We start from the raw sequence: 24,113 nt of genomic DNA on the forward strand, positions 1-24,113 counted from the left end.
TCGAGAGAGAGAGAGTATGGTTGTTCACCGCCCCGGCACAGTGAAGGATCGTACCGAGACTCGCCTGTGGGATACTGAACGACAAGCAAGGTGATCCGACGGTGGTGGAATCGGGGCTACAGTTCGGACCGTTTGATGAGGGCGTACAACACCAGTCCACCGAGGATGACGCTCAAATACACCTCCAGCCCGGCAAACACGCGAGCGAGCGCCCCCTTCGGGCCGATGTTTCCGTAGCCGATTGTCAGAAACGTGATGTAGCTGAAGTGGAGGTTCTTGAACAAGATGGCCTGGCCTGCGGGGGTTGTAACCTCCCAAATTGACGAGAGTTGGCCAGCGTCCGTCCGGAACGGTTGGCCGCCGAACGCGTAGAGTACTGCGGGAATTAGCGGCGTGACGAGAAACACCGCCAGGATACGCCCGAGACGCATTCCGTACCCACAGGATACGTCGAGGAAGTAGTTCTCAACCGCTCGGCTAGCGTTCGATAGGCGGGCACGAGTGCCCGCTGCTTTGTCCCGGACAATAGCGATGTGTTTCCGTCGGGCGTAGCGCTGGCGCTGCACTCGGAACTCTCCCGCTGCCTTCACGTAGCCGCCAGCCGAGGCTGCCTTCTTGGCTTTCAGGTAGGTCGTCTCGATGTTCTCCGGAGTCATCTCCAACGCGTACTCGTAGTCGGAGCCAGCGGCCTCATCGAACGCGTGGAGGTTCCAGTCGTTGCGGTCGAGGTAGTACGTGTGCGCCGAGAAATCGAACTCGTAGCCGTCGAACTCGTTGAACTCTGTGTTACAGAAGCGAAAGTAATCGAGGATCTCGCGATGGCCACCTTTTCGCTCGGCCTTCAGCGTAATGTCTCCGAGACTGGCCTGCGTGAAGTCGTACCGGACCCAGTGGTCCGCCGGCTGAGTGATGACTCCCTCTTTGAGGACGGCGTCGGTGAAGTTAACGTAATTGTCGTCGTCGACTGCCTCGGCCATGAATTCAAACTCGTCGGTGAACTCGGCCCCGGTGAAGTCAATCACACCACCGAACTCCGTCCCGCAAAAGCCCACCGAGGTGAACGTCACATTATCGAAATCCACGTCAGTGGCGAAATGGACCTCATCGAAGACGGCGTTTTGCTCTAGGTGTTGAGTCTCGCCCTCGAACGTGGCCCCACGAAACACCGCCTGCCGTTCGAAACTGGCCGTGGAAAAGTCTGCGTCGCCGTCAAAGCGTGCCTCGTCGAAATCCGCCTCACCGGTGAACGTGGCTCCGATGAAGTCGGCATCGGCGTCGAATCGAACCTCCTCGAACAGCGCGCGCTTCCCGAACACTGCCCGTTCGAAGTTCACGGAGCGGAACTCCGCCGCCCGGAAGTTCACGTCCTCGTGGAAGGTCGCGTCCGCGAATCGGGCATCGTCCTTGAGAGTGCGGGCACCACCTTCGAACATGGTCCCCCGAAAGACTGCGTTCTGTTCGAAGACACAGTCGGAGAACGAAACATCCTCGACGAACCGCACCTCGTCGAAGTCCACCTCGCCGGTGAAGGTGCTGTCCGCGAACGTCGCGTTGCCGTCGAACTGCGCCTCCTCGAAACTCACAAGGCCACCGAAGGCCACTCCCTCAAAGCTGGTGAATCCGAAGGTAGCCTGCTGGAAGTTCGCTGTCGCCTCGAACGAGGCCCGTTCGAAACTGGCGTTGTCGTTCAGTTCGTTAGAGATCCCTGCGAACGTCGCGGCTCGGAACGACGCTGTCTGCTCAAACGTCGCGTCGTCGAAGCTCGTGTCGTCAGAGAAGGTCGCCTCATCCATCGAAACCGGTTCCGAAAACGTCACCCCGGTGCAGTCCATGTCGCTGTCGAACCGCGCTTCGAATCCGTTGACCTCGCCGCGTATCTCGGTCGCGTGGATCGCAAGGTCGTACTCGAATCGGGCCCGCTCAAGTTCGAACCCGGTGACGGTGCAGTCCTCGAAGTGAATCGGCACCCGGAAGTCAGCGTGGGCTGCGCGAATACCGCCCGGGAACGCACAGTCTCGGAACACGACGGGGCGCTTGGTTGCACTCTCGATTTCCTGATAATCGAGAACGAGTTCCGGAAACGTACAGCCTTCGAACACCTTGGCCTGCTGGTCACCTCGCTCGATGATCTCAAGGAAGGCGTCGCGCACCTCGGCAGCGGTCACGTCGCGCTGCTCGCGCTCTTCCGGGGACAGTTCGAGGATAGTCCTGCTTTCGTCAAGGGTGCGTTGAGTCATTATTTGGTATCCACATCACGACGATAAAAGTGTTCGGCGAACAGACATTGGACAATCGAGAGGGATCACTGCAGTGCGTCACTCTGCCAGCAGAGCCCTTCTTGAATAATACCATCCAAACATCCAGATACCGTGATTTATTGCGTCTGTCAGAAGGGTTGTGTTGAATACAGAGTATTATTCGGCAAGCAGTGAGATGATGTTAGTTTCTTAACCGGAGTGGTACGGCTCTCGATATATCACGTCGGATATTCCTTTGACAGTACGTAAGGAGTAGTGCCAACCACGACAACTACGGAAGATCTGGAAACCGGAAGGAACCTATGAATCGTTCGTCGAGGGCGACACCCCACAATCCTGTATTGACTGACCAAGATTCTTGTCAATCAAGATCGGGCCTTTCGCCCTCTTGCTAATCAAGGAGTAGCGAAGAAATAGTTGGACAAGCAATAGGACGATATTCTCGCCGCTATCTGCGAAATAACTGGTGCGGAACCGAAGTACTGAGCGGGCGTCTAGCTAGCTATTCGTTCGCCAGTAGCGGAAGGGACGTTTACGAGTCGACGTAGTAGTAGATATATACTGCACCGACAATCGAGATGAGAATGAACCCGAGACCGGCCGCCGCCTGTACAGTCTGAACCGCCTGTGGACCGGTCCGAGCCACCGAGACGATGAGGTCACTCTGGACGCTGGATACGGCTACAGCCGACAGGAGGAGGGCAATAGCCACTAACGACTGTTCTCGAACCATACTACAGATAAAAAAAGAGGGAAAATATGCCTTGTGACAAAGTAAGCGTCTCGAAGGAGAACACTTCTAGGGTTTCGACGTGCCTGAAGACGCGTAGAACCAATCGCCAACGGTCGCGTCCTCGTTTTATGCTCGTAAATACGGACACGATCTGTATGTCAGTCAGGAGTCCGACAACGATGTGGACGCGTAATTAGCTGTCCGGGCAGCCGAGGTCGTTGGCCCCGTATTCTTCCATCCACTCGGAGCGTTCGTCGGAAGTGGGTCCGAAGGTATCGAGTCGCTCCGTAGTTGCGTATTCAACGCGCGGAGGGAACTCATCGTACGTCGTACGAGTCAGGAGTCCAGCGACTTCAAATTCGTCAAGCCGGTATGACAGCGTATTCGGAGACAAACCGAGAGCGTCTTGCAGTTCGTTAAACCGGAATGATTCCTGCTCTTCTAAGAGAAGCAGGCTGAGCAGTTCGAGGGTGTGAACTTTCCCAAGTAACGAAAAGAGATCGGCAGACGTGATTTGGCCGGCTTGGGACGTGGTTGTCACCTGGGTTGCCATACAGTACACTTCCATTTCCAGAGTGTTCGAGCGCTGATTAGACTCGTCAGTTCATCTGGAACCGTCGGTGACCTCCTTGACGCGCCGGGCGAGGTACTGGCTTCAAACCCACAAGGGTTCATCTGAAACCGTTCGCCCCCTGTCGTTCGAGGGTTACCATAGCACCGCTTCAAACCCACAGGGGTTCGTCTGGAACTGCACCACACGCACGACAGGGACTCCCTGCGGGTGGCTTCAAACCCACAAGGGTTCCTCTGGAACTCGGTTGCTGACATTGTTGCATATCAGGCCCCGACTCTTCAAACCCACAAGGATTCGTCTGGAACGCCGCGTTTGCCCTGGATGGTGACCTGCAGGCCGCTTCAAACCCACAAGGGTTCGTCTGGAACTACTGTGAGCCGCTTCTTGGGCGCTCAAGTGCGTGCTTCAAACCCACAAGGGTTCGTCTGGAACAGGATGTCCCGGGCGGTGAGGCCGAGGCAGCGAATGCCTCAAACCCACAAGGGTTCGTCTGGAACCCGTTGGTAGAGACGACTCAGCAGGCCAGCGACAGGCTTCAAACCCACAAGGGTTCGTCTGGAACCGGCCGTCCTTCGGGCGGCACGATCCGGAACTGGGTGCTTCAAACCCACAAGGGTTCGTCTGGAACAACGCCTCACCGCGGAGGACGCCCGGAAGTTGCTGGCGCTTCAAACCCACAAGGGTTCGTCTGGAACGAGTCGGGACTGTCCTGCGGCGATTTGAGGACACAGGCTTCAAACCCACAAGGGTTCGTCTGGAACTGTCTGGCGCTCCCGTGCTTCGGTTTCGGTTTCCGAGCTTCAAACCCACAAGGGTTCGTCTGGAACGAGCGCGGATGAAGTCGAGGCGATCCCCGCCGTCGGTGCTTCAAACCCACAAGGGTTCGTCTGGAACGGGAGTCGCGGGATCGTCGTTGTTGATTTCGAGGATGCTTCAAACCCACAAGGGTTCGTCTGGAACCGGAATTTACTACGTCAGCCAGCGGTCCGGGAAAGAGCTTCAAACCCACAAGGGTTCGTCTGGAACCGTCACGGCACAGGCACAGGCGTACAAGGTCCCGACGCTTCAAACCCACAAGGGTTCGTCTGGAACCATCATCAACAATGGGGCCAACTTCCGTCCTGCACAGCTTCAAACCCACAAGGGTTCGTCTGGAACCCCATAGAGAGCAACGCTCGCGGAGCGCCCGAGCAGCTTCAAACCCACAAGGGTTCGTCTGGAACCGTCGTCAATGACGACGACAGTAATTTCGCGGTCGGCGCTTCAAACCCACAAGGGTTCGTCTGGAACGCGGTTTGGTGCGCGACTGTCCGGAGGATGGCCTGGCTTCAAACCCACAAGGGTTCGTCTGGAACGTCGTTCAGTGGCGCTCGCGGCTTGTTCTCGATGATGCTTCAAACCCACAAGGGTTCGTCTGGAACCCCGGCGGGCCTTCGCCCGGTCGACCATCTCATCGCTTCAAACCCACAAGGGTTCGTCTGGAACCCGAGGTCGACGGCACGCAGTTTGGGTCCGGTCCCGCTTCAAACCCACAAGGGTTCATCTGGAACCGGTCACCCTTTCCGCGACCGACGAGCGTGCCGTCATGCTTCAAACCCACAAGGGTTCATCTGGAACACGCTGACGACCGAGAGCCGGCCGTTCGCAGACGACGCTTCAAACCCACAAGGGTTCATCTGGAACTCGGGCGTCGACACGATACTGGCTCCCTTCGCCAGAGCTTCAAACCCACAAGGGTTCATCTGGAACGATCCGTGCGATGACTTACCGGAGGTACCGATTCGAGCTTCAAACCCACAAGGGTTCATCTGGAACCCGGAGCGTTGCGACGCCGCGACGGATCATCTCGTCGACGAACTCGGCTTCAAACCCACAAGGGTTCATCTGGAACGATCGAGTCGGCCGGTCTGGTTGGTCGACGTTGTCACGCTTCAAACCCACAAGGGTTCATCTGGAACTTGAGGTGCCAGATCCACCGACTCGCGGGTACCAGCTTCAAACCCACAAGGGTTCATCTGGAACACGGCCGCCATGAGCGCGTTGATGTGCTGGCGGTCGCTTCAAACCCACAAGGGTTCATCTGGAACCCTTGGGGCGCGTCCGGGGATGCCGCGAGTCAGTTCGCTTCAAACCCACAAGGGTTCATCTGGAACCCGCCCTGATTCGGGCGAGTGAGAGCCACTATTGCCTGCATTCGCATCAGTATTTTCATCGACCCTCAATACCCCCCAAACCCCCCGGGGGTCGATGAAGTCGGAAGCACGCACGGATATTCTGGACTCTATGAGTCCGAAAGAGGATAACCACCGACCACGACTGTGGAACACCACGTTTCCCACGATATGACCGATGCATTGCAGATGCAATGCGACCGAGGCCTTCCTACTCTGCATACAGGTCCCATGTCACGGCCGCTACCGTGTGTCCGAGTGACTCATGTGTGAACGAGAACCACGCGGGCTACAACGCCGTGGCCAGAAACCTCCGATTTCTGGCTGCCCGCCAGACTACATCTGGAGACCGCGAAGAACATCGTCTGTGCGGGATAAAAGTCTCCGAACGGAGGGGTAACACGTCACCTCATCCTGAAGTCGGGGACCCTGAACGTGAATAGGACTACTCGCCTGCCAACAGAGACAGTTAGCCAGAACGAGCGTCCACCGAGAACCCCCGTTCTTTCGGCCGGGAAAGGTGACTCTCAGAGAATCACGGCTATCCGGAAAACTACTTTTCTTCTTTGTAGCTGAGATTCAACCGTTCGACGACCCTCTCGTGCTTGCTGAGGCAGTGACGTGATTGCTCGGTAGCATCTCCCAGTGCTTGGATATGCGTCGTGGCGACAGTAGATGTTCAGCAGACCTCTCGGAATCTCGGTTCTTAGACTCTAGAAACCTGCCACATCACGGCTGAAAGGTCGATTCTCACGATAGTCGAACCGGGGCAATCAGCGCCCATTGGTTTTTCGAACGATTCACATCCGACAGATATCGTCGAGGAACCCGATGGAGTCAACTGCACTGTTCGACCGGGCCATCGTATTACTCCTCCAGTTCCAGCAAGCGCGTGTGGACGAGCAGGGATATTCGGCAGCGAGGTCGGCAGCGCGCTCCCACAACTCCCAGGTGCACAACCGGTCATCAGGCGGGCAGATCGTCGAAGAGCGAAACTATTTCATCGCTTTGAGAAGTATCAACCGATGATGAACGAGGTTCTGCACCGTTTCAAGCGCCCGTTACTGTATCTGATGGGCCCGGCGTACGTCGTCGCGGGAGTTTTGCATTTCGTCGTGCCGGAGTTGTACGTCCAGATTATCCCACCGTTCTTCCCGGCAGCGCTTGCGCTCGTCTATCTGTCCGGTATCGCCGAAATAGCCGTCGGGGTGGGGCTATTGCTTCCCCGAACTCGACAGCATGCAGCGTGGGCGACAGTCGCGTTACTCGTTGCGGTCTTTCCGGCAAACGTCTACATGGCGACTCACGGGGTCGTCATCGAGGGGATGCCGGGCGGCGGCGACCCCTCAGACATCGTTCGCTGGGGTCGACTCCCACTCCAGGGCGTGTTGATCCTCTGGGCACTCTGGTACACCCGGCCTCCGACCGAAACAGATCATCGTTGAGGCTGCCGAACGGCGGTTCCCTGCAGGGATTTCGCACCCGGAAGGGGTGCTTTCTGTCTCCCATACGTGCCGTTAGCGAAATCTATCGACCGCGGGTTGCCACAGTCCGGGCAGTCGTCGTTCAGGCCGTGCTCGTGCGTCCCGTTACTCAGCGCCGCGCTCCGCAGTCCGCGGCTTCGAAGACGCCTCTGCGATCAAACGCTGATTGAATGCGAGTTCACACAGCTACTGTAAGCCGGACGGGAATTCAGAGAGACTTACGCGTTTGTCGCAATAGATCCGGCGTTTGAACACGACCGACGGCAAATAGCAGAAGCGATGAGTTCCGCCGAGAACACCGACGACGAGACGATATTCCGAGAGACCACTGAACGGTTCTGGCTCCTGAGGCTTGTCACCGAAGTCCGGGAAGACGGGGTGAACGTCCGTCTGCATCCGGTCCAGCGCTCGTTTCGTCGGATCCCGGCAGCGCAGATTCGGGACGTGAACGCCACTTCATACGCAGGGACGACGTACGGCGGATGGCACTGGGGCGTACGGCGCACACCGAACGGGAACACGGTGTATCGACTTCGAGGAGGACAGGGGGTTGAAGTGGAACGGACGAACGGGGAACACTGGTTCATCGGATCGCAACGCCCCACAGAACTCCAGTCAGCGATAGAGCGTATCTGCACGCCTGACGAGTTCTAGCCGTTCGGTTCGCAGTTTGCCCGTGAGTTCGACCGCTCGAAGTTAGTTCATTACTTCAGACTTGACAGTATAACTACTTCGAGAATCAATGTAATTGTGTATGTCTGACCAAGACTGCAACTGCGCCGATGTAACGGTTGATACGGCGACTGATCAAACCCCGAACTCGAACGGTTGGGTCGAAGAGCGGCCAGTAAAGACTGCACAGCTACCGGTAGACGTTGCAGGGAACATGAGTCGGTTCTTCGGTGAGTCGATCGAGGCGTTCGACGATATGATTTCGGCGATCCGTACCGTGACCGAAGGGGACGGGATCGCCGTCGACGAACTCTGCCACGTCGACGGGGAAACGCCACACTCCGCTGAAACCGCCGACGAGACGTACTACTTCAGGTGCTTCTACGACGGAATCGCCCTCGCACATCTCGTCGACGAACCGGTCGAGATCCGAACGGAAACGCCCACGAACGAGCCGATCGAGATGCGGGCGTCGCCCGAGAGGGATATCGATGTCACTCCGTCGGATGCCGTCATGTCTTTCGGCGTGGCCACGGACCGAGATATCCCTGCCGGCGATGTCCCCACTACGGACGAAGTTTACGGGGCAATCTGCCCGTACGTAAAGGCGTTCCACACCCGAGAGGACTACGAAAACTGGGCGGAGGACGTGGCTGCGACGACAGTTGCCATTCCCCTCGAATCCGGAGTTCCTATCGCCGCTTCCCTGACGGCGAGCGCGTCCTCTGAGGTCGCGGGATGAGCATCGCGGGCGTCGCAGCGCTCGTCACGCAAACCGTGCTCGGACTCGTCGGACTAGTAGCGGGCGGTGCGAAAGTCACCCATCAGGAGAAACAGGTCGACGAGTTCCGCCGATACGGATATCCACAGTGGTTCCGAATCGGCACCGGCCTAACGGAGATCGGTGCCGGGATCGGACTGATCGCGGGACTCGTCTGGACGCCTGAACTAACGGCGGTCGGTGCGCTTTTGCTGAGTGGAGTCACGGCCGGTGCAGTGGTGACTCACATTCGAATCGACGACCCACCGTCGAAGACCGCCGTTCCCGCGGCCGTGTTCCTTCTGTCGGCGGCCCTACTTGCGACTCGCCCTCTGTCCCTGGTGTAGATCCGGGAAGTCAGCCCTCACAAACTGACCCGTAAATCATCCCTCTTGTGCTTTTTCTGCCCACTTGAGAAGGGGATCTAGGTGCTGACACAGTTCTTCACCGGTGTCCGTGAGTTCGTATTCGACTCGTGGCGGGATCTCCGCGTACTGTTCGCGAGCGAGGATCTCGGCCTCGACTAGGTCGTCAAGTCTCGTCGAGAGCGTCGAACTACTCACCCCGTCGAACGTCTCCTCGATCTCTCCGTATCGTGCCGGGCCGATAGCGCCGACCACGCAGATGAGTTGCATCGCGTAGCGACGGCTCAGGAGATCCATTACCCCGCCCAGTGGACAGAAGCAGTCTACGTCAGTATTCGATGAACCGGCCCCGTCGACCGCTGAGTCAGGAGTATCAGACATAGCTTTCGTTCACCACACTTCGTACTATGATTCGTCATTGACAGTATAAATAGTTCAGTGTTCAAAGTATAGCCGTATAATGGAACAGAGCGACGCGAGACGAGAGATCAGATGTACGCTAACGGAGGACGAAACCGGAGCGATCAGAGCAGGTTCGGACACGTCTCATCGGCCATTACCTCGGGTCCGAAGTGCAGACGGACGGCGGAGAGATCCGGTTCGAAGGAACCGACGAGGCACAGATCGGGCAGTCTTCCGTATCGGCGTCGGTCACGTGTAGTGTTTCCAGATAGTCGACGATGTCGTCGGATTCGTACATCGTCACGCCCCGCTGGTGATCGACGAGGAACGGGATCTGATCGTCGCCTCCGAGGGTCCGGAGTTGGTCGCGCGTCTGTTCGTTGCGCGTCTCGCCGGCGCCAGAGCGAGGATTGTGAACGACGTACGAGAGGCCAAGTTCGGTCAGGGTCTCCCGCACGGTTTCGGAGTAGCCACATCCCTCTGCCTGGTAGAGTTCTAACATTGGTCGTGTGAATGGGGTCGGTCGCTAGAGCGGGTGATCGACTCGCTCGAACAGTGGGGTAAAACGCACCTCCAACCCCCAGAAAGCGAGGTCGAATCCGCGTGACAGTTCAGGGACGCACGCGGCTTTCGAATCCCGATGTATGACATATAGGTAACAAAAACCAGTTTTGGCGGAGGTATTAATGGCTGTTACTCGGATATTCGTCACGGCATGCGAACCGAGCCAGACCGAACGGACGTCCGGACGAGCGCCGAGAAACTGTTCGATAGGTCGTCTCGATGTTCCGGACGAGGAGTCAAGACTGAACAATCACACCGCCGGCTGGATCCGACAGTCCGGGTGGGAGTTCGTTGTGGAGCATCCGGTCAGTCGGGAGGCGCGCACCCAGAAACACCGCCGACTGAACGGACGGCGGTAGAGCAATGACTGCCGACGGGATGCCCCGGGTCGGCGTCGGAACCTACGACCTGGAACCGTCGACCTGCGCCGACGCCGTCGAAACGGCACTCGACATCGGATACCGCCACGTCGATACCGCTGAGATGTACGGGAACGAGTCCGCGGTCGGACGCGGCCTCCGTACCGCGGAGGTCGAACGGTCGGACGTGTTCCTCGCGTCGAAGATCCACTCGAAAAACCTGGCGTTCGACGACGTCATCGACCACACACAGGAGTCGTGCAAGCGCCTCGGCGTCGAGAGCCTGGACCTACTGTACGTCCACTGGCCGATACGCGCGTACGACCCCGAGTCAACGCTCGCAGCCTTCGACGAACTCTACGACCGGGACGTGATAGACGCCGTCGGAGTGTCGAACTTTACGCCTTCGCTGCTCGCGGAGGCGCTCGACCGGTTAGAGACGCCGCTATTTGCACACCAGGTCGAATGCCATCCGCTTCTCCAACAGGACCGCTTGCGGCGACGCGCACGCGAAAACGGTCACTACCTCGTCGCCTACTCTCCACTGGCGAAAGGTGCCGTGACTGAGGTCCCCGAACTCGTCGAAATCGCGGAGAAACACGGGGCCACGCCCGCGCAGATCAGCCTCGCGTGGCTTCTGTCCAAAGAGAACGTCGCTGTGATCCCGCGGTCGTCGTCCGAGTCGCACCTGCGAGAGAACCACGAAGCGCGTCGGATCGAACTCGACTCTGCCGACGTAGCACGGATAGATGCCATCAACCGGACTCGCCGCCAGGTCGATTTTGACGGCGCGCCCTGGCGGGGATAACACTGGGCTACCGTTCAGTGACTACTATATCACGCGGTACGGCATACAGCGTCGCGATCCGGACAGGTCTGAGCGCCCACACTGCCCGTTTTCCGTTTCACCGTCGAACGTCGAGACATGGGTAGCCTGTCAAGCGCCGTGAGCACGGGAAAACAGGTGTTCTCTGAGTTCTCGCAGAAGAACGTGACGTTCATGGCTGCGGGAATCGCATACAACGCGTTCGTCTCGCTCGCGCCGATGCTGCTCATACTGCTGTTCGTCATTTCGGTCGCGGGGAGCGGTCTTGAGGAGCGGATCGTTACGCTCGCGCAGGACTCGCTGCCCGGTCCCATAGCCGACACCGTCGAACAGATCTTTCGGGATAACTCGGGTGCCTCCGGAGCGTCGGTCGTCGGTCTCGTCGTGCTCATCTGGGGGACGCTAAAGATATTTCGGGGGCTCGACACCGCGTTTTCGGAGATCTACGAGACGGAGACAGTGAACTCCTTCGTCGACAAACTGATCGACGGTCTGGTCGTCTTGGTGGCGATGGTCGTCGCGATCCTGGCGACGGTGGGAGTGACGGCCGTCTTCGCGCGGTACTCCGACGTGGTCCCGTTCGTCGGTTACCTGACGCCGATCGTTCTCGTCGTCGGGTTGGTCGTCGCGTTCCTGCCGATATTCTATCGCTTCCCCGACACCGACGTGGAGTGGGACCACGTGCTGCCGGGCGCGGCGTTCGCCGCGGTCGGGTGGGCCGCGTTTCAGGCGCTGTTCCAGGTGTATCTCTCCATTACGGGCGGGAGTTCGGGGAGCTTTTTCGGCAGCGTCATCGTCATTATCACGTGGCTGTACTTCTCCGGACTCGTGTTGCTTCTCGGCGCGGTCATCAACGCTGTCCTCGGCGGGCACTCGTCGGGCAAGGCCGGCGGCGTCGGACAGGGTGCGGCCGATTACGAGACGGACCGAGAGGAGACGATGTCTCGTGAAGAGTTCGGCGACTACCTCCGAGACCTGCGGAACGAACTCGTCGGTCCCGACCAGACCGCGGGCACAGCGTTTCCGGAGACCGCCCGCCGATACACGCGACCGGACTCAGATATAACGGTCATCGAGCAGTCGTTGGACGACGGGGACGGCCGAAAGCGGGAAGTCGCGTTCCGCTGGCGGGCGTCCGACGACGAGTCGGCCGAGCAGTCCACCCCGGCGACCGACTGAACAGACACGCACCGCGCGGGGGCTCTGTGCCGCTCTGACGCGACTACGTCCGGCATAGAACTAAAGGGGTGTCGAGCGGCGTCAAAGCGTTGACACTGGTTCGGTCGTCCAGCGCCCGAACGTGGAACTGCGGGAACGACGGGTGGGTGATCGCTGACCTATATGTGAACCCAGCACGCAGTAAAGACGAGATGGTCGGTAACCGAACAGGCGACGAAACAACGCTCGCAGCGATCCGCGAGGCCGATAGCCTCGCCGATCTGCACGGACTCATCGGGGTGAACTCTGACCACGATGCGTACCTGCGCGCGAAAGAAGAGTGGGAAGCAGCCAAACGCCGCCAGCAGGCAACCCAGGGTCGGTCAGACGGTATCCCAGGAAGGTGCGTCGTCGTCGACGGTACCGAGTTCCACGTCCACGGAGTCACACACGCCGGGACACCGCAGGAGCGGACGTTTCTCCGCGACCACGTCTCACGGTTTCTCGAACGGGGTGCAACCGTCTACTGCGAGCAGGGGATCAGGCAGATGTATTTCAGCGATTTCTCCGGCGTCTGCGAGATGGACGACTACCGGTGGGCGATGAACGAGTGTTCCGAACTCGATGGCGAGTCACCGCTCGACGACATCCCCGGCATGGACTTCGGATCGCTACGCGAAGACGTGACTTCGGTCGCCTCGGAGTTTCAAGCGGCCGTCTTCTCGCTCATCGAGTCCGGTAGTGAGGTGTACGGCGAGCGATTCGAGCGAGCGCTCGGTGACGTCGCCGCAGGGTTCCTGATGAACCACGGGGACCTCGCTATCGCCGACGATTTCGAATCGTACGTACTGAGCCGAGAGGCCAGCACGAACCCGGAGAAACTCGACGAACTCCAGCGCTACTACCACCGGACGTTCCTCCCGCAACCGCTGGAACGCGAGTGGCTTCGACGGCACGACCCCAAACTGGAACTCGTCTCGCACGCCCGCAACGAGCGGATGGCCGACTACGTCGTCTACCACAACGAGGACGCCGAGGAGGTGCATCTCATTGTCGGCGCGGCCCATCAGCCAGGGGTCGTCTACTATCTCGAACGGTACCGCGAGGGCCGGGAACTGCCACCGGAGTTCGAACTGTTCTGACGCCGCGGCGCTTCACTCGACCGCCCTGACGTCTATGTCCCCGTTCGTCGTCGTTATCTCGACCCGGTTCTCGCCGTCGCCGATCGACGCGGTAACCGGCGACCCCGACCGCTCGTCACCCTCGACGGTGATGTCGCCGTTTTCCGTGTCGGCTTTCACGGCCGCACCGGGCGAGGCCGGGACCGCTACGTCGACATCGCCGTTGGTTGTGTCCGCGGTCACGTCGCCGCGAACGTCTCGGAGGTCGACGTCGCCGTTCGTGGTTTCGACCCGGACGTTCCCCGCGGCGCTGGTCACGTTCACGTCGCCGTTCGTCGTCTCCGCGGTCACGTCGCCGTCGATATTCGCGAGCGTTACGTCGCCGTTGACGGTGTCGGCGTCGGCCGCGGCCACGCTCGACACGTCGATGTCCCCGCTTTGTGAATTCACGCGGACCGAACCGACCTGTTCGGGGACGGTTACGTCGAGGTGCATCCGCGGTTTCGGACCGAGACGGAACCGCGGCCCGTCCCGCTCGGCGGCGAGTTCAAGCGTCCCGTTTTCCCTCGACGCCTCCAACTGGACCGTCTCTAGGTCGTCGTCGCTCGCGCCCGTCTTCCTCGCGCGAACCGCGACCGTCTCCCGGTCGGCGCTGTCGATAGAGACGTCTCCGCTTTCGGTCGACACCGCGAGACCTGACACCTCTCCGACGTCGTACGTCTCTTCGACCGTGGTTTCCGCGCTCCGCTCGAACCCGATGGCGATACACCCGCTCAGAGACGCCGCCACTGTCGCAGTACACGCGGCAAGAAGCCGTCGCCGAGACGTTCGACCGTTCATAGCTACTGTAGCGGCCGACCGCCACTTAACCGGTTCCGTTCTGAAGAGTGACAGATCGGCTCGCGGCGCAGTTTCGACGGGGACGGACTGACCCGGTTGCCGTTCCGTATCTCTGGTATCCGCTTTCACGGATTCGGATCCTTGCCGGTGAAAACTGTCGCGGGGACGTTCCACGAACTAGAGGAGTCACTGAAACGATTTACACGCTGATCGCTTCGCTGTCGTGCGGTCAAGTGTACATTGACTTTCAGTGACTACTGTAACTGCAACTGGCTCCGACAGCCAAGAACGAAACGACCGTGACGTAAGGCCAGAGACTGGACGTGGGTTGCGTTCGTTGAGTGAGTTGCGGGACTACTGCGATCACGTGAGAATTATAACGACAGATGTCAAATCAATCAGGTATGACCTCTGAGACGAACGGCCCGTTGACGAAACACGGGATCGCTTCGTTTGTCCGCGAACTGATCAGCGTGCGCACCCTCGTGATGCTGCTCGCCGGCGTTTTAGCGGGCTACAGCATCAGCGTTCTCGGCGAGGACGCCGTCGTCGTCCCGCTCGTCGGGTCTGTTCCCGGTACTGTGTTCGGCGTTGTCGGAGTGGCTGTCGCTCTCGCCGTGTCTCAGCGGGGAGACTGCTACGATGACTGCGGTGAGAAAGCGTGTGGTTGCACTGACGAGTGCGGCGACAGTTGTTCGTACGACCCCTGAGCCCCCTCTGGATCGAGACGGTGTACTCCGTGCAGTCGTCGGGTTGCAATCTCGGGACGTCAGATGATCCCGAAGTGTTGCGCCGTCGCGATAGACAGGATCGCGGCGAGCAGTATCAACAACTGTACTCTGGAGGAGACGCCTTTGCGAAATCGGAGAGCCCAATCCATACACTACTATCGGTGGTTCCGCTGTAAATTTCTTCCCGTTTTGGCAGAATACAGCGGTTGCATCGACAGTAGCGCGGCATTTGTTCGGTTGCTGTCGTCGGTAGCTGACTGGAAAATGACACCTCGAACTGACGGGGGGAGAGTCGAACGGATGCGAACGCACTGCGACGGGTATCTCTCTCACATCGCCAGCCAGGGGTAGATACTGAGCAGCGTACCCACGACCGTCAACAGCCCGCCGAACGCGAGCGGAACGAGGCCGCCCCGCTTGCCCTCCCGAATCAACTCCGTTTCGGACTTGTCCGAGAGGACGAAATCCCCAGAGTCCGTCGGCTCGTCGATCACGTACTTCCGGTCGCCCCAGTCGGCCTGCTCCTCGCGGGCCGTCCCGAGTACGTAGACTTCTTCGTCCGGAGCGATCACCCCTTCCGAGTAGCGCCGACGCTCACCGAAACTCAACGGGCCGAGTTCGCGCCGCGTGGCCTCGTCGATATCGTCTCGGGTTTCGAGGAACCGCCGGATAGGTTCCGGGGGTTCGTCCCCGCTGCCGACTTTGGTCCGGGTCCGCTCCACGTTCAACCCGCCGTCAGCGGGGAGTTCGACCCGGACCTCGGCGGTGCCGTCGTCCACGGCTATCGGCACCGCCGTCTCCTCCTCGTGGACGGTTTCCCAGTTTCCACCGCCCTGTCCGCTGCTTTCCCACTTCTCGACCTCGACACGGGTGGCCAGCGCGTCCTCGGTCCATATGGGCGAGTCGAATACGTTCGCGTCCTCGGCCGGACGGGCGGTCCCCTTCACTTCGACCGTTCCGGGCCGGACGTTTCCGATCCGCGTCGTCTCGGTCGTGGCGATCCGTTCACTCCGGGCCCGCTGCTTGCGGCCTTTATTCATCGTATAGAGACCGACAGCCAGAAAGGGCAGGCTGAACCCAGTCCAGCCGAGTTTCACGATCAAGTCCTGAACCATCATTCAAAATGAAAACACTGGAAAAGTATAACTACCAGTCACATATCGTTGCAGGCCTCGTCCGACTCGTGTCTTTTCTCGTCGGAGCCGGATATCATCGGTTGCGGTATCGGCCGTCACTATACCCACCAAAACGATTATACATCGAAAGTGATGTGTCGGCGTATGGTGTTTTGCCAGCACGAGTACCTCTACGTAACCGCGGAGGCGATCCATCCCGGTACGACCGTCCACTACGACTATCGCACCGGTAGTTCGCTCGCGACTGTGATCGAGAAGACCGACCGTCACATCACCCTCAGCAGCGAGGACTGTCACGGGAAGTTCAACTACGACCAGATAAACTCGCTCATCGACGAGGGCCGACTACGTGTCGTCCTCGACGACGAGAGCCACGTGGATCCGGAACACATCCCCGGCCAGTGAGACGCGGCACCGCGCGACTACCGTTCCCGCAGTTCCTCCTCCTCTTCCTTGCCCGGCCAGGTGACGCCTCCGAGGAAGGGCACGCCCGTTCGTTCCGCCGACCGGGAGATCATGTGCGCGCCGGTCGGCACCGTCAGAAACAGGAACACGATGCCGATGAGCGACGGCATCCCCGCGGTACCCGGCCCGAAGTAGACGAATCCGGCGAGGAATATCGACGCCGTGCCGAGCGTCGTCGGTTTGCTCGTCGCGTGCATCCGGTTGTACACGTTCGGCAGGCGAAGCAGGCCGATGGTCCCTACGGCGAGGAAGAAACAGCCGACGGCGATCAGCGCGACGACGAGCGCCGTACGGATCACTCCGACCATCGTCTTTCCCCCGGTCTTCGTTCGTCTTTCTCGTCTGTAGCGTGCATCTGTTTCACTCTCGTCGTTCGATGATATCGCCCTCGGTCACGAACTTGGCCACGATGACGGTCGACAGGAAGCCGATGATCGCAAGCACCAGGCTTACCGTTACGAAGAGGCCACGCCCGGTTTTCAGCGCGAACAGGACGGCGATGGCGACGACGTTCGTCGCGATGGCGTCCAGCGCGACGACGCGGTCCGGAACGGTCGGACCGCGGATCACGCGGTAGCCACAGAGGACGCACAGGCCGCTGACGACGACGAGACCGACGTCGGCGGCCAGCGTCACCAGTTCGGATTCAGCGGCCACGGTCTTCACCTCCGTCGCCCTCGTCCCCGTCGCGATCGGTGCCGTCTGCGTCCGTTTCCTGGCGTGGGCCGTCCCAGTCCTCCTGGACGATCTCGCTGGCCGTAGACGGCGGGCCAGACTCCCCCGCCGGATAGACGGCGATCTCCGGGGCCGGGTCCGCCGGAGTTCGCTCCTCGTCGAAGATGACCAGCGCGTAGTCTTCCCACTCGCGGATAGGTTCGACGATACCCTGCGGGTCGCGTCCGTCTATCACGTGGACGTACAGGGCGTTCGCCTCCGAATCGTAGTCCAGCGTGATCGTCCCCGGCGTGATGGTGATGCTGTTCGCGATGGTCGTCACCCCGAGGTCCGTTTCGACCCGGAGCGGGATGAGTATGACCTCCGGTTCTATCGGGAGTGACGGGTCGAGCACGCGGTACGCCACGTCGACGTTCGCGACGACGACCTCCTTGAGGAACGCGCTGACGTACAGGGCGACGTACGGGACGGCCCGCGTCGTCCGCCCGAGATCGACCGTGTCGTCGTACAGGCGGCGGAAGACGTACGCGATCGGCAGACCGACGCCGAGGCCGAGCAGGAACTGCCCCAGAACGGCGTCGACGGCGAGTTCGACGCCGCGGACGAACAGCCACAACACGCCGAACAGGACGCCGACGACCGGCCATCGCCGGGTCACGCGTGGTCACCTCCGGACCAAATCACGACCCGTCACCTCCCGCTGGGTCGACGACGTCGACGTACCCGTTCGTGTCGACTGCCGCGTCGGCCGCCGCCGACGCGAAGCGATACACCGGGTCGAACCCGATTCCCAGGAGGATAATGGCCGCGGCGACGGCGACGAGAACCGCGACCTGTCCGCGGTCGACCGTGGCGGCCTCGACCGACGGGGTTCTCGGTCCCCAGAAGCTCCCGACCCACGCGCGGGTCGTGTAAAGTATCGTGAGGAGCGCGCCGAGTAGCAACACCAACAGGACCGCCCCTGAGCCGACAGCGGGGTCCGCAGCGTACCCGTCGGCCGCGGTCGCAAACACGAGGAACTTCCCGAAGAAGCCGGTCAGCGGTGGGACGCCGACGAGCGACAGGCTCCCGATGAAGAAGGCCCCGGCGAGGGCGGGCGAGCGGCTCGCGAGGCCGCTCAGTTCGGCCATCCGGTTCGTTCCGGTCGCGCTGCGGACGGCGGCCGCCGAGAAAAACAGCAATCCCTTCGCGAGCGCGTGGTGGAGCGCGTACACGAGCGCCGCGACGATCCCGAGATGTCTGAGTTCCTCGGACCCGGCACCCGCCGCGATGGCTACCGGGACCGCGATGAACCCGACCTGTCCGATGCTGGAGTACGCGAGCATTCCCTCGATGGTGTCCCGGCTGACCGCTCCGAGCGCGCCGACCAGAACGCTGGCGACGCCCATGATCAACAGGCCCGGAGCGAGGACCGAAAGCGGCGACCCGTCGGCGATCCACGGGACGCTGGCCGACGCCGACGTTCCCGAGAACACGGTGAAGTAGAGCCGAATGATGGCGTAGATGCCGACCTTCTTCGACGCGCCGGCGAGCATCGCCGACACGGGCAACGGGGCGGCCCGGTACGCGCCGGGGACCCAGAACTGAAACGGGACGAGACCGGCCTTGAGCGCGAACGCCGCGAACAGCAGCGCCGAGAGGCCGAACACGGGAGCGGGGTCGATACCGTACGCGCCGGGGTCGGCGAGTCGTTGCGCCATGTCCGCCATGTTGAGCGTTCCGGTGGTGGCATAGAGACCGCCAACGGCGAGCAGGAGGAAGACGCCGCCTATCACGTTGAGGACGAGATAGCGGAACGCGGCGGCGGTGTGTTGCGCGCCGCTGTAGAACGCGACCAGCACGTAACTCGCCATCAGCATCACCTCGAACCAGACGAAGAGGTTGAATAGGTCGCCCGTGAGGAAGGCACCCGCGATACCGAGCAACAGCGAGTGAAAGAGCGGGTGGTAGAACACGCGCTGGTTGTCGACATCGATGAAAAGCACTGAGAGAACGACCGCGGGAAGCCCGACTGACGCCGCGACGACGAGCATGAACGCTGACAGCGCGTCGGCCACCAGGGTGATCCCGAACGGTGCCGGCCAGCCGCCGATCTGGTACGCAACGGCCCCCGGCGCGTTCGGCGCGAGAACCACGCCCCACGCGACGAGGGCGACGGCGACGGCGTAACCGACCCCTCCTGCGACGCTCGCCGCCCGCTGGAGTCGCGGCCACCGACGCAGCGAGAGCGTGAGCACGATGCTTACCAGTGCGACGAGTACGGGCGCGGTGACGAGTTGGTCCGTCATGATCACTGCCACTCCTGGACGTCCATCGTCTCGTTTTCCTGATACGCGCGGTACGTCAGCGCCAGCGCGAACGCCGTCGTGCCGAAGCTAATGACGATAGCCGTAAGCACCAGTGCCTGAACCAGCGGGTCCGCCGTCTCGGGGACCGACTCGCCGTGGCCCGAGAGAACGGGGACGACGGAGTTCCCGCCCTCCGAGACGCCGCCCATCGCGATCAGGTAGACGTTCGCCGCCTGCGAGACGACGGCGACGCCCCAGACCACGCGGACCAGGTCGCGGCGGAGCAACAGGAAGGTGCCGAGCGCGAACAGGCCGCCGACGGCGGCGGCGAGGACGACGCTCACCGGCTCTCACCTCCTGTACGGCCGACCGCGGGACCGACAACAGTCGGAGGAACAGTAGACGAGGTCATTCGCCACCCACCACCGAGAGTATCGTGAGCAGTCCGCCGACGACGACGAAGTAGACGCCCACGTCGAACACAAGGGCGCTTGCGAGCTCTATCTCGTGGTATATCGGTACGTGCTCGACAATCGTGTACGTCTGCGTCAGGAACGGTTCGTCGAAGGCGAGCGCCGCCAGACCGCTCCCCACTGCGACCGCGAGGCCGAACACGAACGTCCGCTTGTACGCCGTCACGCTCCGGTGTTCGAATATCCCGGCACCGGACTCGACTTCGCGGCCGAGCACGCCGATCTCCAGGTAGTCAAGCCCGTACGCGACGTAGATGAGCGCGAACGCCGCCGTCGTGAGCACCCCGCCGATGAATCCGCCGCCGGGGAGGTTGTGACCCTGGAGGAGCAGCGAGACGGCGACTACGAGGACGATCGGCACGACGATACGCGCCGTGGTCTTCATGATGGTCGTCGTCACCGCCGCTCACCTCTGTTCCGCATCGTTATCAGGACGAGGACGGAGATGGCGGCGATAGTGACCACGAATATCTCACCGAGCGTGTCGAATCCGCGGAAGTCCACGAGTATCACGTTGACGATGTTCGTCCCGCCGCCCTCGGGAACCGCCTTCTCGGCGTAATACCCCGCGACAGCCGTCTGCTCGTCGTCCGCTCTGCGCCCTGCCAGAAGCACCGTGACGAACGCCGTTACGCCGACGAGAAGCGACAGCGCGGCGTCTCTCGCGACGACGAACCGCTTCACGTCCGCGTAGTAGGCCGGCAGTTCCTCCAGTACGAGAAGGAAGATGAGTAACACCAGCGTCTCGACGACTAGCTGGGTCAACGCCAGGTCCGGTGCGCTGGCCATGATGTAGAAGATGGCGACCATGAACCCGAGAATCGACAGCGTGAGAACGCCGGCCACGTGCGACGGCGCGACGGACACCGCGACGCCGGCGACGAGTGCGACCACCAGAACCAGCGTCATGGCGAGCGGGACGTCGAAAACGGACATCGCGGGCCACTGCACCGCCGCCGTCGCGTATCCGAGCAGGGAGAGACCGCTCGCCGTCCCCAGACACCAGACGACGTACGTCCGCAACAGGCCGTTGTGTACTCGCGACGCCGTGAACGAACTACCGAGTTCTACAGCCGTGAGCGACTGGTCGTACAAGTGGGTCGGTCGCAACGCGTCTCGGACGTTGACCACGGCCTCGATACCTCGTCCGAGGCGGTCAGAGTACGGATACGCGGCCACGCCGCCGACCACCGTGACCGCGGACATGAGTACCGGCGGCGTCAGATGCGACGGGAGTCCGGCGTGCATTTCGTGGGCCTCGGCGGCGGTCGCGTCCGCGGCCGCCTGAACGACGACATCGACGGCGGTTTCCGGGGTGACGCTGACGACCGCCGCGAGAGCGGCGAGGACCGCCGGTGGACCGACGAGGGCGACCGGGGCGCGGTGGACCGACGGGAGCCCCGACGGACGGTCGCCGAAGAAGATAGAGAGAAACCGGAGCGAGTACACGACAGTCAGGACGCTCGCGAGTACCGCGACGACCGGGTACGCCCACGCCAGTCCGCCGGCGGAGTGGCCCGCTTCGTAGGCCGCCTCGAAGAGGAGTTCCTTCGAGTAAAAGCCGTTAAACGGGGGGATGCCGGCCATGCTCAGCGCGGCGACGACGGTAACGGCCGCGGTGACCGGTAGGTCGCGCCAGAGGCCGCCGAGGTTCGGAAGATGGCGCGTCCCGACCTCGTGTGCGACGACTCCGGCGACCAGAAACAGCGCCGCTTTGAACAGCGCATGGTTGAGCAGGTGGAACGCCCCTGCTTCGGCACCCGCGGCTGAGCGGAAGCCGAATCCGGCGACCATCAGACCGAGGTGACTCGCCGTCGAGTACGCCAGCAGGCGCTTGATGTCGCTCGCTATCACGGCAAGCGCCGCACCGACGGTCATCGTCGCCAGGCCGAGCGTGGCGAAGAGAAGCGTCCACTCGACGCCGAGAAAGAGCGGTCGAAGGCGTCCGAGCACGTACACGCCGACTTTCACCATCGTCGCGGAGTGGAGGAACGCGGACACCGGCGTCGGCGCGACCATCGCGTTCGGCAGCCAGAAATGGAGCGGCACCTGCGCGGACTTCGCGGCGGCGGCGACGCCGATCAGGACGAGCGCCGGGACGAACAGCCCCTGTTTGCGCAGCGCCGTGCGGACGGCCTCGTCGTTCGCGAGCATCCACGCCAGGTCGAACGTCGCGGCTCCGTCAGTGACGACGGCGAGCAACAGGAAGCCGGCGAGCAGACAAAGTCCGCCCCCGACAGTCACCACCATCGCCATCCGCGCCGAGTAGCGCGCGGCGTCCTCCTCGGTGTTGTGGCCGATGAGGACGAACGAGCAGACGCTCGTCAGTTCCCAGAACAGGAACAGGGCGGCGAGGTCCGCCGCGAACGCGACGCCGATGATCGAACCCATGAAAGCAAGCAGCGTCGCGTAGTATCGGGCCAGATTGTCCTCGCCGTGCATGTACGCGGCGGAGTAGGCGAAGACGAGGACGCCGACGCCGCTTGCCAGCAGTGCGAACAGGAGCGCCCACCCGTCGACCCGGAACCGCATCGCTATCTCCAGGGACGGCACCCACGGCACCGCGACGGTCCCCTCTCGGCCGATCTGCGAGGCGACGAGGCCGAAGCAAGCGAGCGCGACAGCCGCCCCCCCGTAGCCGGTTCGCTCACCGAGCACCCGGTAGGCCAGTGGGGTCGCTATCGCAGCGACGAACGGAAGCAGTACCGAGGCAAAGATAACCTGTAGCTCCGGTTCCACACAATACGTCACCAGAGGGTTCGCCTTATCTGTTGTCTTCGCGGAACGGCGAGGCCGACGGTCGCACCGGCCCCACCCCGGTTAGTCGTTGTGAACCGGGAACGCCACGTTGACCGTCGCCTTGTACTCGGTTATCTCGCCGTCCTGTACGTCGGCCGTCCAGTCTTCGACCTCGATACCGCTGATGTCCTCGACCGATTTCTGTGCCTCGCGGAACGCTTCTTCCGCGGCGTCTTCCCAGGACGATTGCGACGTTCCCATCACCTCGATGATTTTGACTGCGGTCATGAGTTCCAGCGTACCACGTCCTGACGCTTTGTTTCTTTTCCAGTACTGGAAACTGATCACTGTTCGGACTGCTTTCTCCCAAACGCGGCGTTTGTGGGTGGTAAACGGCACCTGGCAGTTGATATGTGGCGGGTAGTAAGGGCGTAGATCGCGCGACTGTGACCGCACTGTTCCGATCAGAAAGCTTACCTTATCCGGTACGTGATTCGGTTTCAGAACTGATAACTAACCGTACCGATGAATCGACGTTCGTTTCTCAAGCTATGTGCACATACCGGAACTGTCGGAACGCTGTTGGAACGGTATGGCTCCGACGACGGGTCCCTCGACGTGCGAGTGTGGCTCTCGGAGCGCGCCGCGTCACGGGGGCCAGTCGCGGAGCGAGCGACGGGGTATCTGGACCGAACGCTTGGCGCAGTCAGGGACGACGTGACGGTGACGGCCGGCGGGACGGTGTCCGTGTCGCGCGAACACGGCTACGACGTGGTCGTAAGCGGGGAATGGCCCGGGAAACTCGCCGTCGGGGCGGCGGACGGTGACGTGTCTCCGGTCGACGACGTGAATCTGCTCGTCACAGACGGGCCGATGGACTCGGCTCCAACCGGGGGCGGACGCGCCCACATCGCCGCGGTCGGCGGTGCGCGCTACCTGGCCGCGATGCCGCCGGTGTCGGACGTATCGCCGGTCGTCCGATACTCCCGACCGGCCCGGGTAATGCAGGTACTCCTCCACGAGGCCGGACACGCGCTCGGCCTAACGCACGACCAGGGAAGCGTCCGAACGCACGGAGACGCGGCCGTGGCCACCCCGATGATAGGCAACTACGCATGGACCGAGGGATACGACCCGTCGACGGGGGCTTGTGGGACCGTCAGCGGTCTCGACGCGGACCGGCGACGCCTCTCGTTTCTGTTCTCCGAATGCGCGGCGAACGCCATTGACGCCTACGATGGCGGACTCAGCGTTCCCTCTCTGTCAGATCTCTGATCTGGGAACGCGTAAACGAAGGTTGTCCCTTTCGGTCCGATAAT

24 protein-coding genes, 1 pseudogene and 1 CRISPR repeat array are annotated in these 24,113 nt (G+C 61.5%); of the genes and pseudogenes, 10 read left to right on the top strand and 15 right to left on the bottom strand.

The window, feature by feature from the left end; genetic code table 11:
- Positions 1–116: 116 nt before the first annotated feature.
- The 3 genes from EYW42_RS00260 to EYW42_RS20495 form a co-directional block, all read right to left on the bottom strand.
- Entirely contained in the window at positions 117–2,237 is a 2,121-nt protein-coding gene (locus EYW42_RS00260) for a pentapeptide repeat-containing protein (protein WP_135533257.1), read from the bottom strand.
- A gap of 553 nt (positions 2,238–2,790) precedes the next feature.
- A complete protein-coding gene (locus EYW42_RS00265) occupies positions 2,791–2,991 on the bottom strand; it encodes a hypothetical protein (RefSeq protein ID WP_135533258.1) in 201 nt (66 codons plus the stop codon).
- Between the two features lie 193 nt (positions 2,992–3,184).
- A complete protein-coding gene (locus tag EYW42_RS20495) occupies positions 3,185–3,559 on the bottom strand; it encodes a winged helix-turn-helix transcriptional regulator (RefSeq protein ID WP_375137114.1) in 375 nt (124 codons plus the stop codon).
- Positions 3,560–3,643: 84 nt separating this feature from the next.
- Positions 3,644–5,718: direct repeats of the CRISPR family, unit length 30 nt; unit sequence GCTTCAAACCCACAAGGGTTCGTCTGGAAC.
- A gap of 1,043 nt (positions 5,719–6,761) precedes the next feature.
- Here EYW42_RS20495 and EYW42_RS00280 point away from each other — a divergent pair.
- The 4 genes from EYW42_RS00280 to EYW42_RS00295 all read left to right on the top strand — a co-directional run bounded on the left by EYW42_RS00280 (position 6,762) and on the right by EYW42_RS00295 (position 8,999).
- On the top strand, positions 6,762–7,181 hold the full coding sequence (locus EYW42_RS00280) for a DoxX family protein (RefSeq protein WP_135533260.1): 420 nt from the start codon (positions 6,762–6,764) through the stop codon (positions 7,179–7,181).
- A gap of 318 nt (positions 7,182–7,499) precedes the next feature.
- On the top strand, positions 7,500–7,874 hold the full coding sequence (locus EYW42_RS00285; RefSeq protein WP_135533261.1) for a hypothetical protein: 375 nt from the start codon (positions 7,500–7,502) through the stop codon (positions 7,872–7,874).
- Positions 7,875–7,974: 100 nt separating this feature from the next.
- Positions 7,975–8,634, top strand: a complete 660-nt coding sequence (gene merB, locus EYW42_RS00290; protein WP_135533262.1) for an organomercurial lyase — start codon at positions 7,975–7,977, stop codon at positions 8,632–8,634.
- The gene (locus tag EYW42_RS00295; RefSeq protein ID WP_135533263.1) at positions 8,631–8,999 is read left to right on the top strand and encodes a DoxX family protein; all 369 of its coding nucleotides are present in this window, start codon (positions 8,631–8,633) and stop codon (positions 8,997–8,999) included. The genes merB and EYW42_RS00295 overlap by 4 nt, the downstream gene beginning before the upstream one ends.
- A 36-nt stretch (positions 9,000–9,035) precedes the next feature.
- On the opposite strand, the gene EYW42_RS00300 is transcribed toward EYW42_RS00295, so the two are convergent.
- Together EYW42_RS00300 and EYW42_RS00305 are read right to left on the bottom strand one after the other, a co-directional pair.
- Positions 9,036–9,314: a winged helix-turn-helix transcriptional regulator gene (locus EYW42_RS00300; protein ID WP_135533264.1), complete on the bottom strand. Its 279-nt coding sequence runs from the start codon at positions 9,312–9,314 to the stop codon at positions 9,036–9,038.
- A 367-nt stretch (positions 9,315–9,681) separates the two neighbouring features.
- Positions 9,682–9,921 (bottom strand): annotated as a pseudogene (locus tag EYW42_RS00305) (glutathione S-transferase N-terminal domain-containing protein); the annotation flags it as partial.
- Positions 9,922–10,346: 425 nt separating this feature from the next.
- Between EYW42_RS00305 and EYW42_RS00310 the strand changes: the two are divergent.
- The 3 genes from EYW42_RS00310 (at position 10,347) to EYW42_RS00320 (ending at position 13,468) form a co-directional block, all read left to right on the top strand.
- Positions 10,347–11,150: an aldo/keto reductase gene (locus tag EYW42_RS00310; protein ID WP_135533266.1), complete on the top strand. Its 804-nt coding sequence runs from the start codon at positions 10,347–10,349 to the stop codon at positions 11,148–11,150.
- 117 nt (positions 11,151–11,267) lie between these two features.
- Positions 11,268–12,347, top strand: coding sequence for a YihY/virulence factor BrkB family protein (locus EYW42_RS00315; protein ID WP_135533267.1), 1,080 nt, complete (start codon positions 11,268–11,270; stop codon positions 12,345–12,347).
- 191 nt (positions 12,348–12,538) lie between these two features.
- Complete coding sequence (locus tag EYW42_RS00320; protein ID WP_135533268.1) at positions 12,539–13,468, top strand: hypothetical protein; 930 nt, start codon at positions 12,539–12,541, stop codon at positions 13,466–13,468.
- A gap of 12 nt (positions 13,469–13,480) precedes the next feature.
- On the opposite strand, the gene EYW42_RS00325 is transcribed toward EYW42_RS00320, so the two are convergent.
- Complete coding sequence (locus tag EYW42_RS00325; RefSeq protein ID WP_135533269.1) at positions 13,481–14,287, bottom strand: DUF4097 family beta strand repeat-containing protein; 807 nt, start codon at positions 14,285–14,287, stop codon at positions 13,481–13,483.
- A gap of 404 nt (positions 14,288–14,691) precedes the next feature.
- Here EYW42_RS00325 and EYW42_RS00330 point away from each other — a divergent pair, with 404 nt between their 5' ends.
- On the top strand, positions 14,692–14,997 hold the full coding sequence (locus tag EYW42_RS00330) for a hypothetical protein (protein WP_135533270.1): 306 nt from the start codon (positions 14,692–14,694) through the stop codon (positions 14,995–14,997).
- Between the two features lie 350 nt (positions 14,998–15,347).
- Here the strand turns inward: EYW42_RS00330 and EYW42_RS00335 are convergent, their stop codons facing one another.
- Positions 15,348–16,133 (bottom strand): GIDE domain-containing protein, encoded by a 786-nt coding sequence (locus EYW42_RS00335; RefSeq protein WP_161972896.1) that lies wholly within the window; start codon positions 16,131–16,133, stop codon positions 15,348–15,350.
- Positions 16,134–16,298: 165 nt separating this feature from the next.
- Between EYW42_RS00335 and EYW42_RS00340 the strand changes: the two genes are divergently transcribed.
- A complete protein-coding gene (locus EYW42_RS00340; protein WP_135533272.1) occupies positions 16,299–16,559 on the top strand; it encodes a hypothetical protein in 261 nt (86 codons plus the stop codon).
- Between the two features lie 17 nt (positions 16,560–16,576).
- On the opposite strand, the gene mnhG is transcribed toward EYW42_RS00340, so the two are convergent.
- The 8 genes from mnhG to EYW42_RS00380 all read right to left on the bottom strand — a co-directional run bounded on the left by mnhG (position 16,577) and on the right by EYW42_RS00380 (position 23,082).
- Positions 16,577–16,918, bottom strand: coding sequence for a monovalent cation/H(+) antiporter subunit G (gene mnhG, locus EYW42_RS00345; RefSeq protein WP_135534006.1), 342 nt, complete (start codon positions 16,916–16,918; stop codon positions 16,577–16,579).
- Positions 16,919–16,979: 61 nt separating this feature from the next.
- Positions 16,980–17,276: a monovalent cation/H+ antiporter complex subunit F gene (locus tag EYW42_RS00350; protein WP_135533273.1), complete on the bottom strand. Its 297-nt coding sequence runs from the start codon at positions 17,274–17,276 to the stop codon at positions 16,980–16,982.
- Positions 17,266–17,952, bottom strand: a complete 687-nt coding sequence (locus EYW42_RS00355) for a Na+/H+ antiporter subunit E (RefSeq protein WP_135533274.1) — start codon at positions 17,950–17,952, stop codon at positions 17,266–17,268. Before EYW42_RS00355 ends, EYW42_RS00350 begins: the two co-directional genes overlap by 11 nt.
- 22 nt (positions 17,953–17,974) lie before the next feature.
- Positions 17,975–19,582, bottom strand: a complete 1,608-nt coding sequence (locus EYW42_RS00360) for a complex I subunit 5 family protein (protein WP_135533275.1) — start codon at positions 19,580–19,582, stop codon at positions 17,975–17,977.
- Positions 19,583–19,584: 2 nt separating this feature from the next.
- A complete protein-coding gene (locus EYW42_RS00365; protein ID WP_135533276.1) occupies positions 19,585–19,926 on the bottom strand; it encodes a sodium:proton antiporter in 342 nt (113 codons plus the stop codon).
- A 64-nt stretch (positions 19,927–19,990) separates the two neighbouring features.
- On the bottom strand, positions 19,991–20,455 hold the full coding sequence (locus EYW42_RS00370; RefSeq protein ID WP_135533277.1) for an MnhB domain-containing protein: 465 nt from the start codon (positions 20,453–20,455) through the stop codon (positions 19,991–19,993).
- Positions 20,452–22,794, bottom strand: a complete 2,343-nt coding sequence (gene mbhE, locus EYW42_RS00375; RefSeq protein ID WP_135533278.1) for a hydrogen gas-evolving membrane-bound hydrogenase subunit E — start codon at positions 22,792–22,794, stop codon at positions 20,452–20,454. Before mbhE ends, EYW42_RS00370 begins: the two co-directional genes overlap by 4 nt.
- Positions 22,795–22,875: 81 nt before the next feature.
- The gene (locus EYW42_RS00380) at positions 22,876–23,082 is read right to left on the bottom strand and encodes a dodecin family protein (protein ID WP_135533279.1); all 207 of its coding nucleotides are present in this window, start codon (positions 23,080–23,082) and stop codon (positions 22,876–22,878) included.
- Between the two features lie 294 nt (positions 23,083–23,376).
- Between EYW42_RS00380 and EYW42_RS00385 the strand changes: the two genes are divergently transcribed.
- Entirely contained in the window at positions 23,377–24,069 is a 693-nt protein-coding gene (locus tag EYW42_RS00385; RefSeq protein ID WP_135533280.1) for a peptidase M10A and M12B matrixin and adamalysin, read from the top strand.
- Positions 24,070–24,113: the final 44 nt, after the last annotated feature.

Source organism: Halostella pelagica, assembly GCF_004762015.1.
Lineage (GTDB): Archaea > Halobacteriota > Halobacteria > Halobacteriales > Natronoarchaeaceae > Halostella > Halostella pelagica.

Bases quoted from the DNA above. Each gene is read 5' to 3' on its own strand.
- EYW42_RS00260 (WP_135533257.1), bottom strand. From the start codon at position 2,237: ATGACTCAACGCACCCTTGACGAAAGCAGGACTATCCTCGAACTGTCC.
- EYW42_RS00265 (WP_135533258.1), bottom strand. From the start codon at position 2,991: ATGGTTCGAGAACAGTCGTTAGTGGCTATTGCCCTCCTCCTGTCGGCT.
- EYW42_RS20495 (WP_375137114.1), bottom strand. From the start codon at position 3,559: ATGGAAGTGTACTGTATGGCAACCCAGGTGACAACCACGTCCCAAGCC.
- EYW42_RS00280 (WP_135533260.1), top strand. From the start codon at position 6,762: ATGATGAACGAGGTTCTGCACCGTTTCAAGCGCCCGTTACTGTATCTG.
- EYW42_RS00285 (WP_135533261.1), top strand. From the start codon at position 7,500: ATGAGTTCCGCCGAGAACACCGACGACGAGACGATATTCCGAGAGACC.
- merB (WP_135533262.1), top strand. From the start codon at position 7,975: ATGTCTGACCAAGACTGCAACTGCGCCGATGTAACGGTTGATACGGCG.
- EYW42_RS00295 (WP_135533263.1), top strand. From the start codon at position 8,631: ATGAGCATCGCGGGCGTCGCAGCGCTCGTCACGCAAACCGTGCTCGGA.
- EYW42_RS00300 (WP_135533264.1), bottom strand. From the start codon at position 9,314: ATGGATCTCCTGAGCCGTCGCTACGCGATGCAACTCATCTGCGTGGTC.
- EYW42_RS00310 (WP_135533266.1), top strand. From the start codon at position 10,347: ATGACTGCCGACGGGATGCCCCGGGTCGGCGTCGGAACCTACGACCTG.
- EYW42_RS00315 (WP_135533267.1), top strand. From the start codon at position 11,268: ATGGGTAGCCTGTCAAGCGCCGTGAGCACGGGAAAACAGGTGTTCTCT.
- EYW42_RS00320 (WP_135533268.1), top strand. From the start codon at position 12,539: ATGGTCGGTAACCGAACAGGCGACGAAACAACGCTCGCAGCGATCCGC.
- EYW42_RS00325 (WP_135533269.1), bottom strand. From the start codon at position 14,287: ATGAACGGTCGAACGTCTCGGCGACGGCTTCTTGCCGCGTGTACTGCG.
- EYW42_RS00330 (WP_135533270.1), top strand. From the start codon at position 14,692: ATGACCTCTGAGACGAACGGCCCGTTGACGAAACACGGGATCGCTTCG.
- EYW42_RS00335 (WP_161972896.1), bottom strand. From the start codon at position 16,133: ATGGTTCAGGACTTGATCGTGAAACTCGGCTGGACTGGGTTCAGCCTG.
- EYW42_RS00340 (WP_135533272.1), top strand. From the start codon at position 16,299: ATGGTGTTTTGCCAGCACGAGTACCTCTACGTAACCGCGGAGGCGATC.
- EYW42_RS00360 (WP_135533275.1), bottom strand. From the start codon at position 19,582: ATGACGGACCAACTCGTCACCGCGCCCGTACTCGTCGCACTGGTAAGC.
- EYW42_RS00380 (WP_135533279.1), bottom strand. From the start codon at position 23,082: ATGACCGCAGTCAAAATCATCGAGGTGATGGGAACGTCGCAATCGTCC.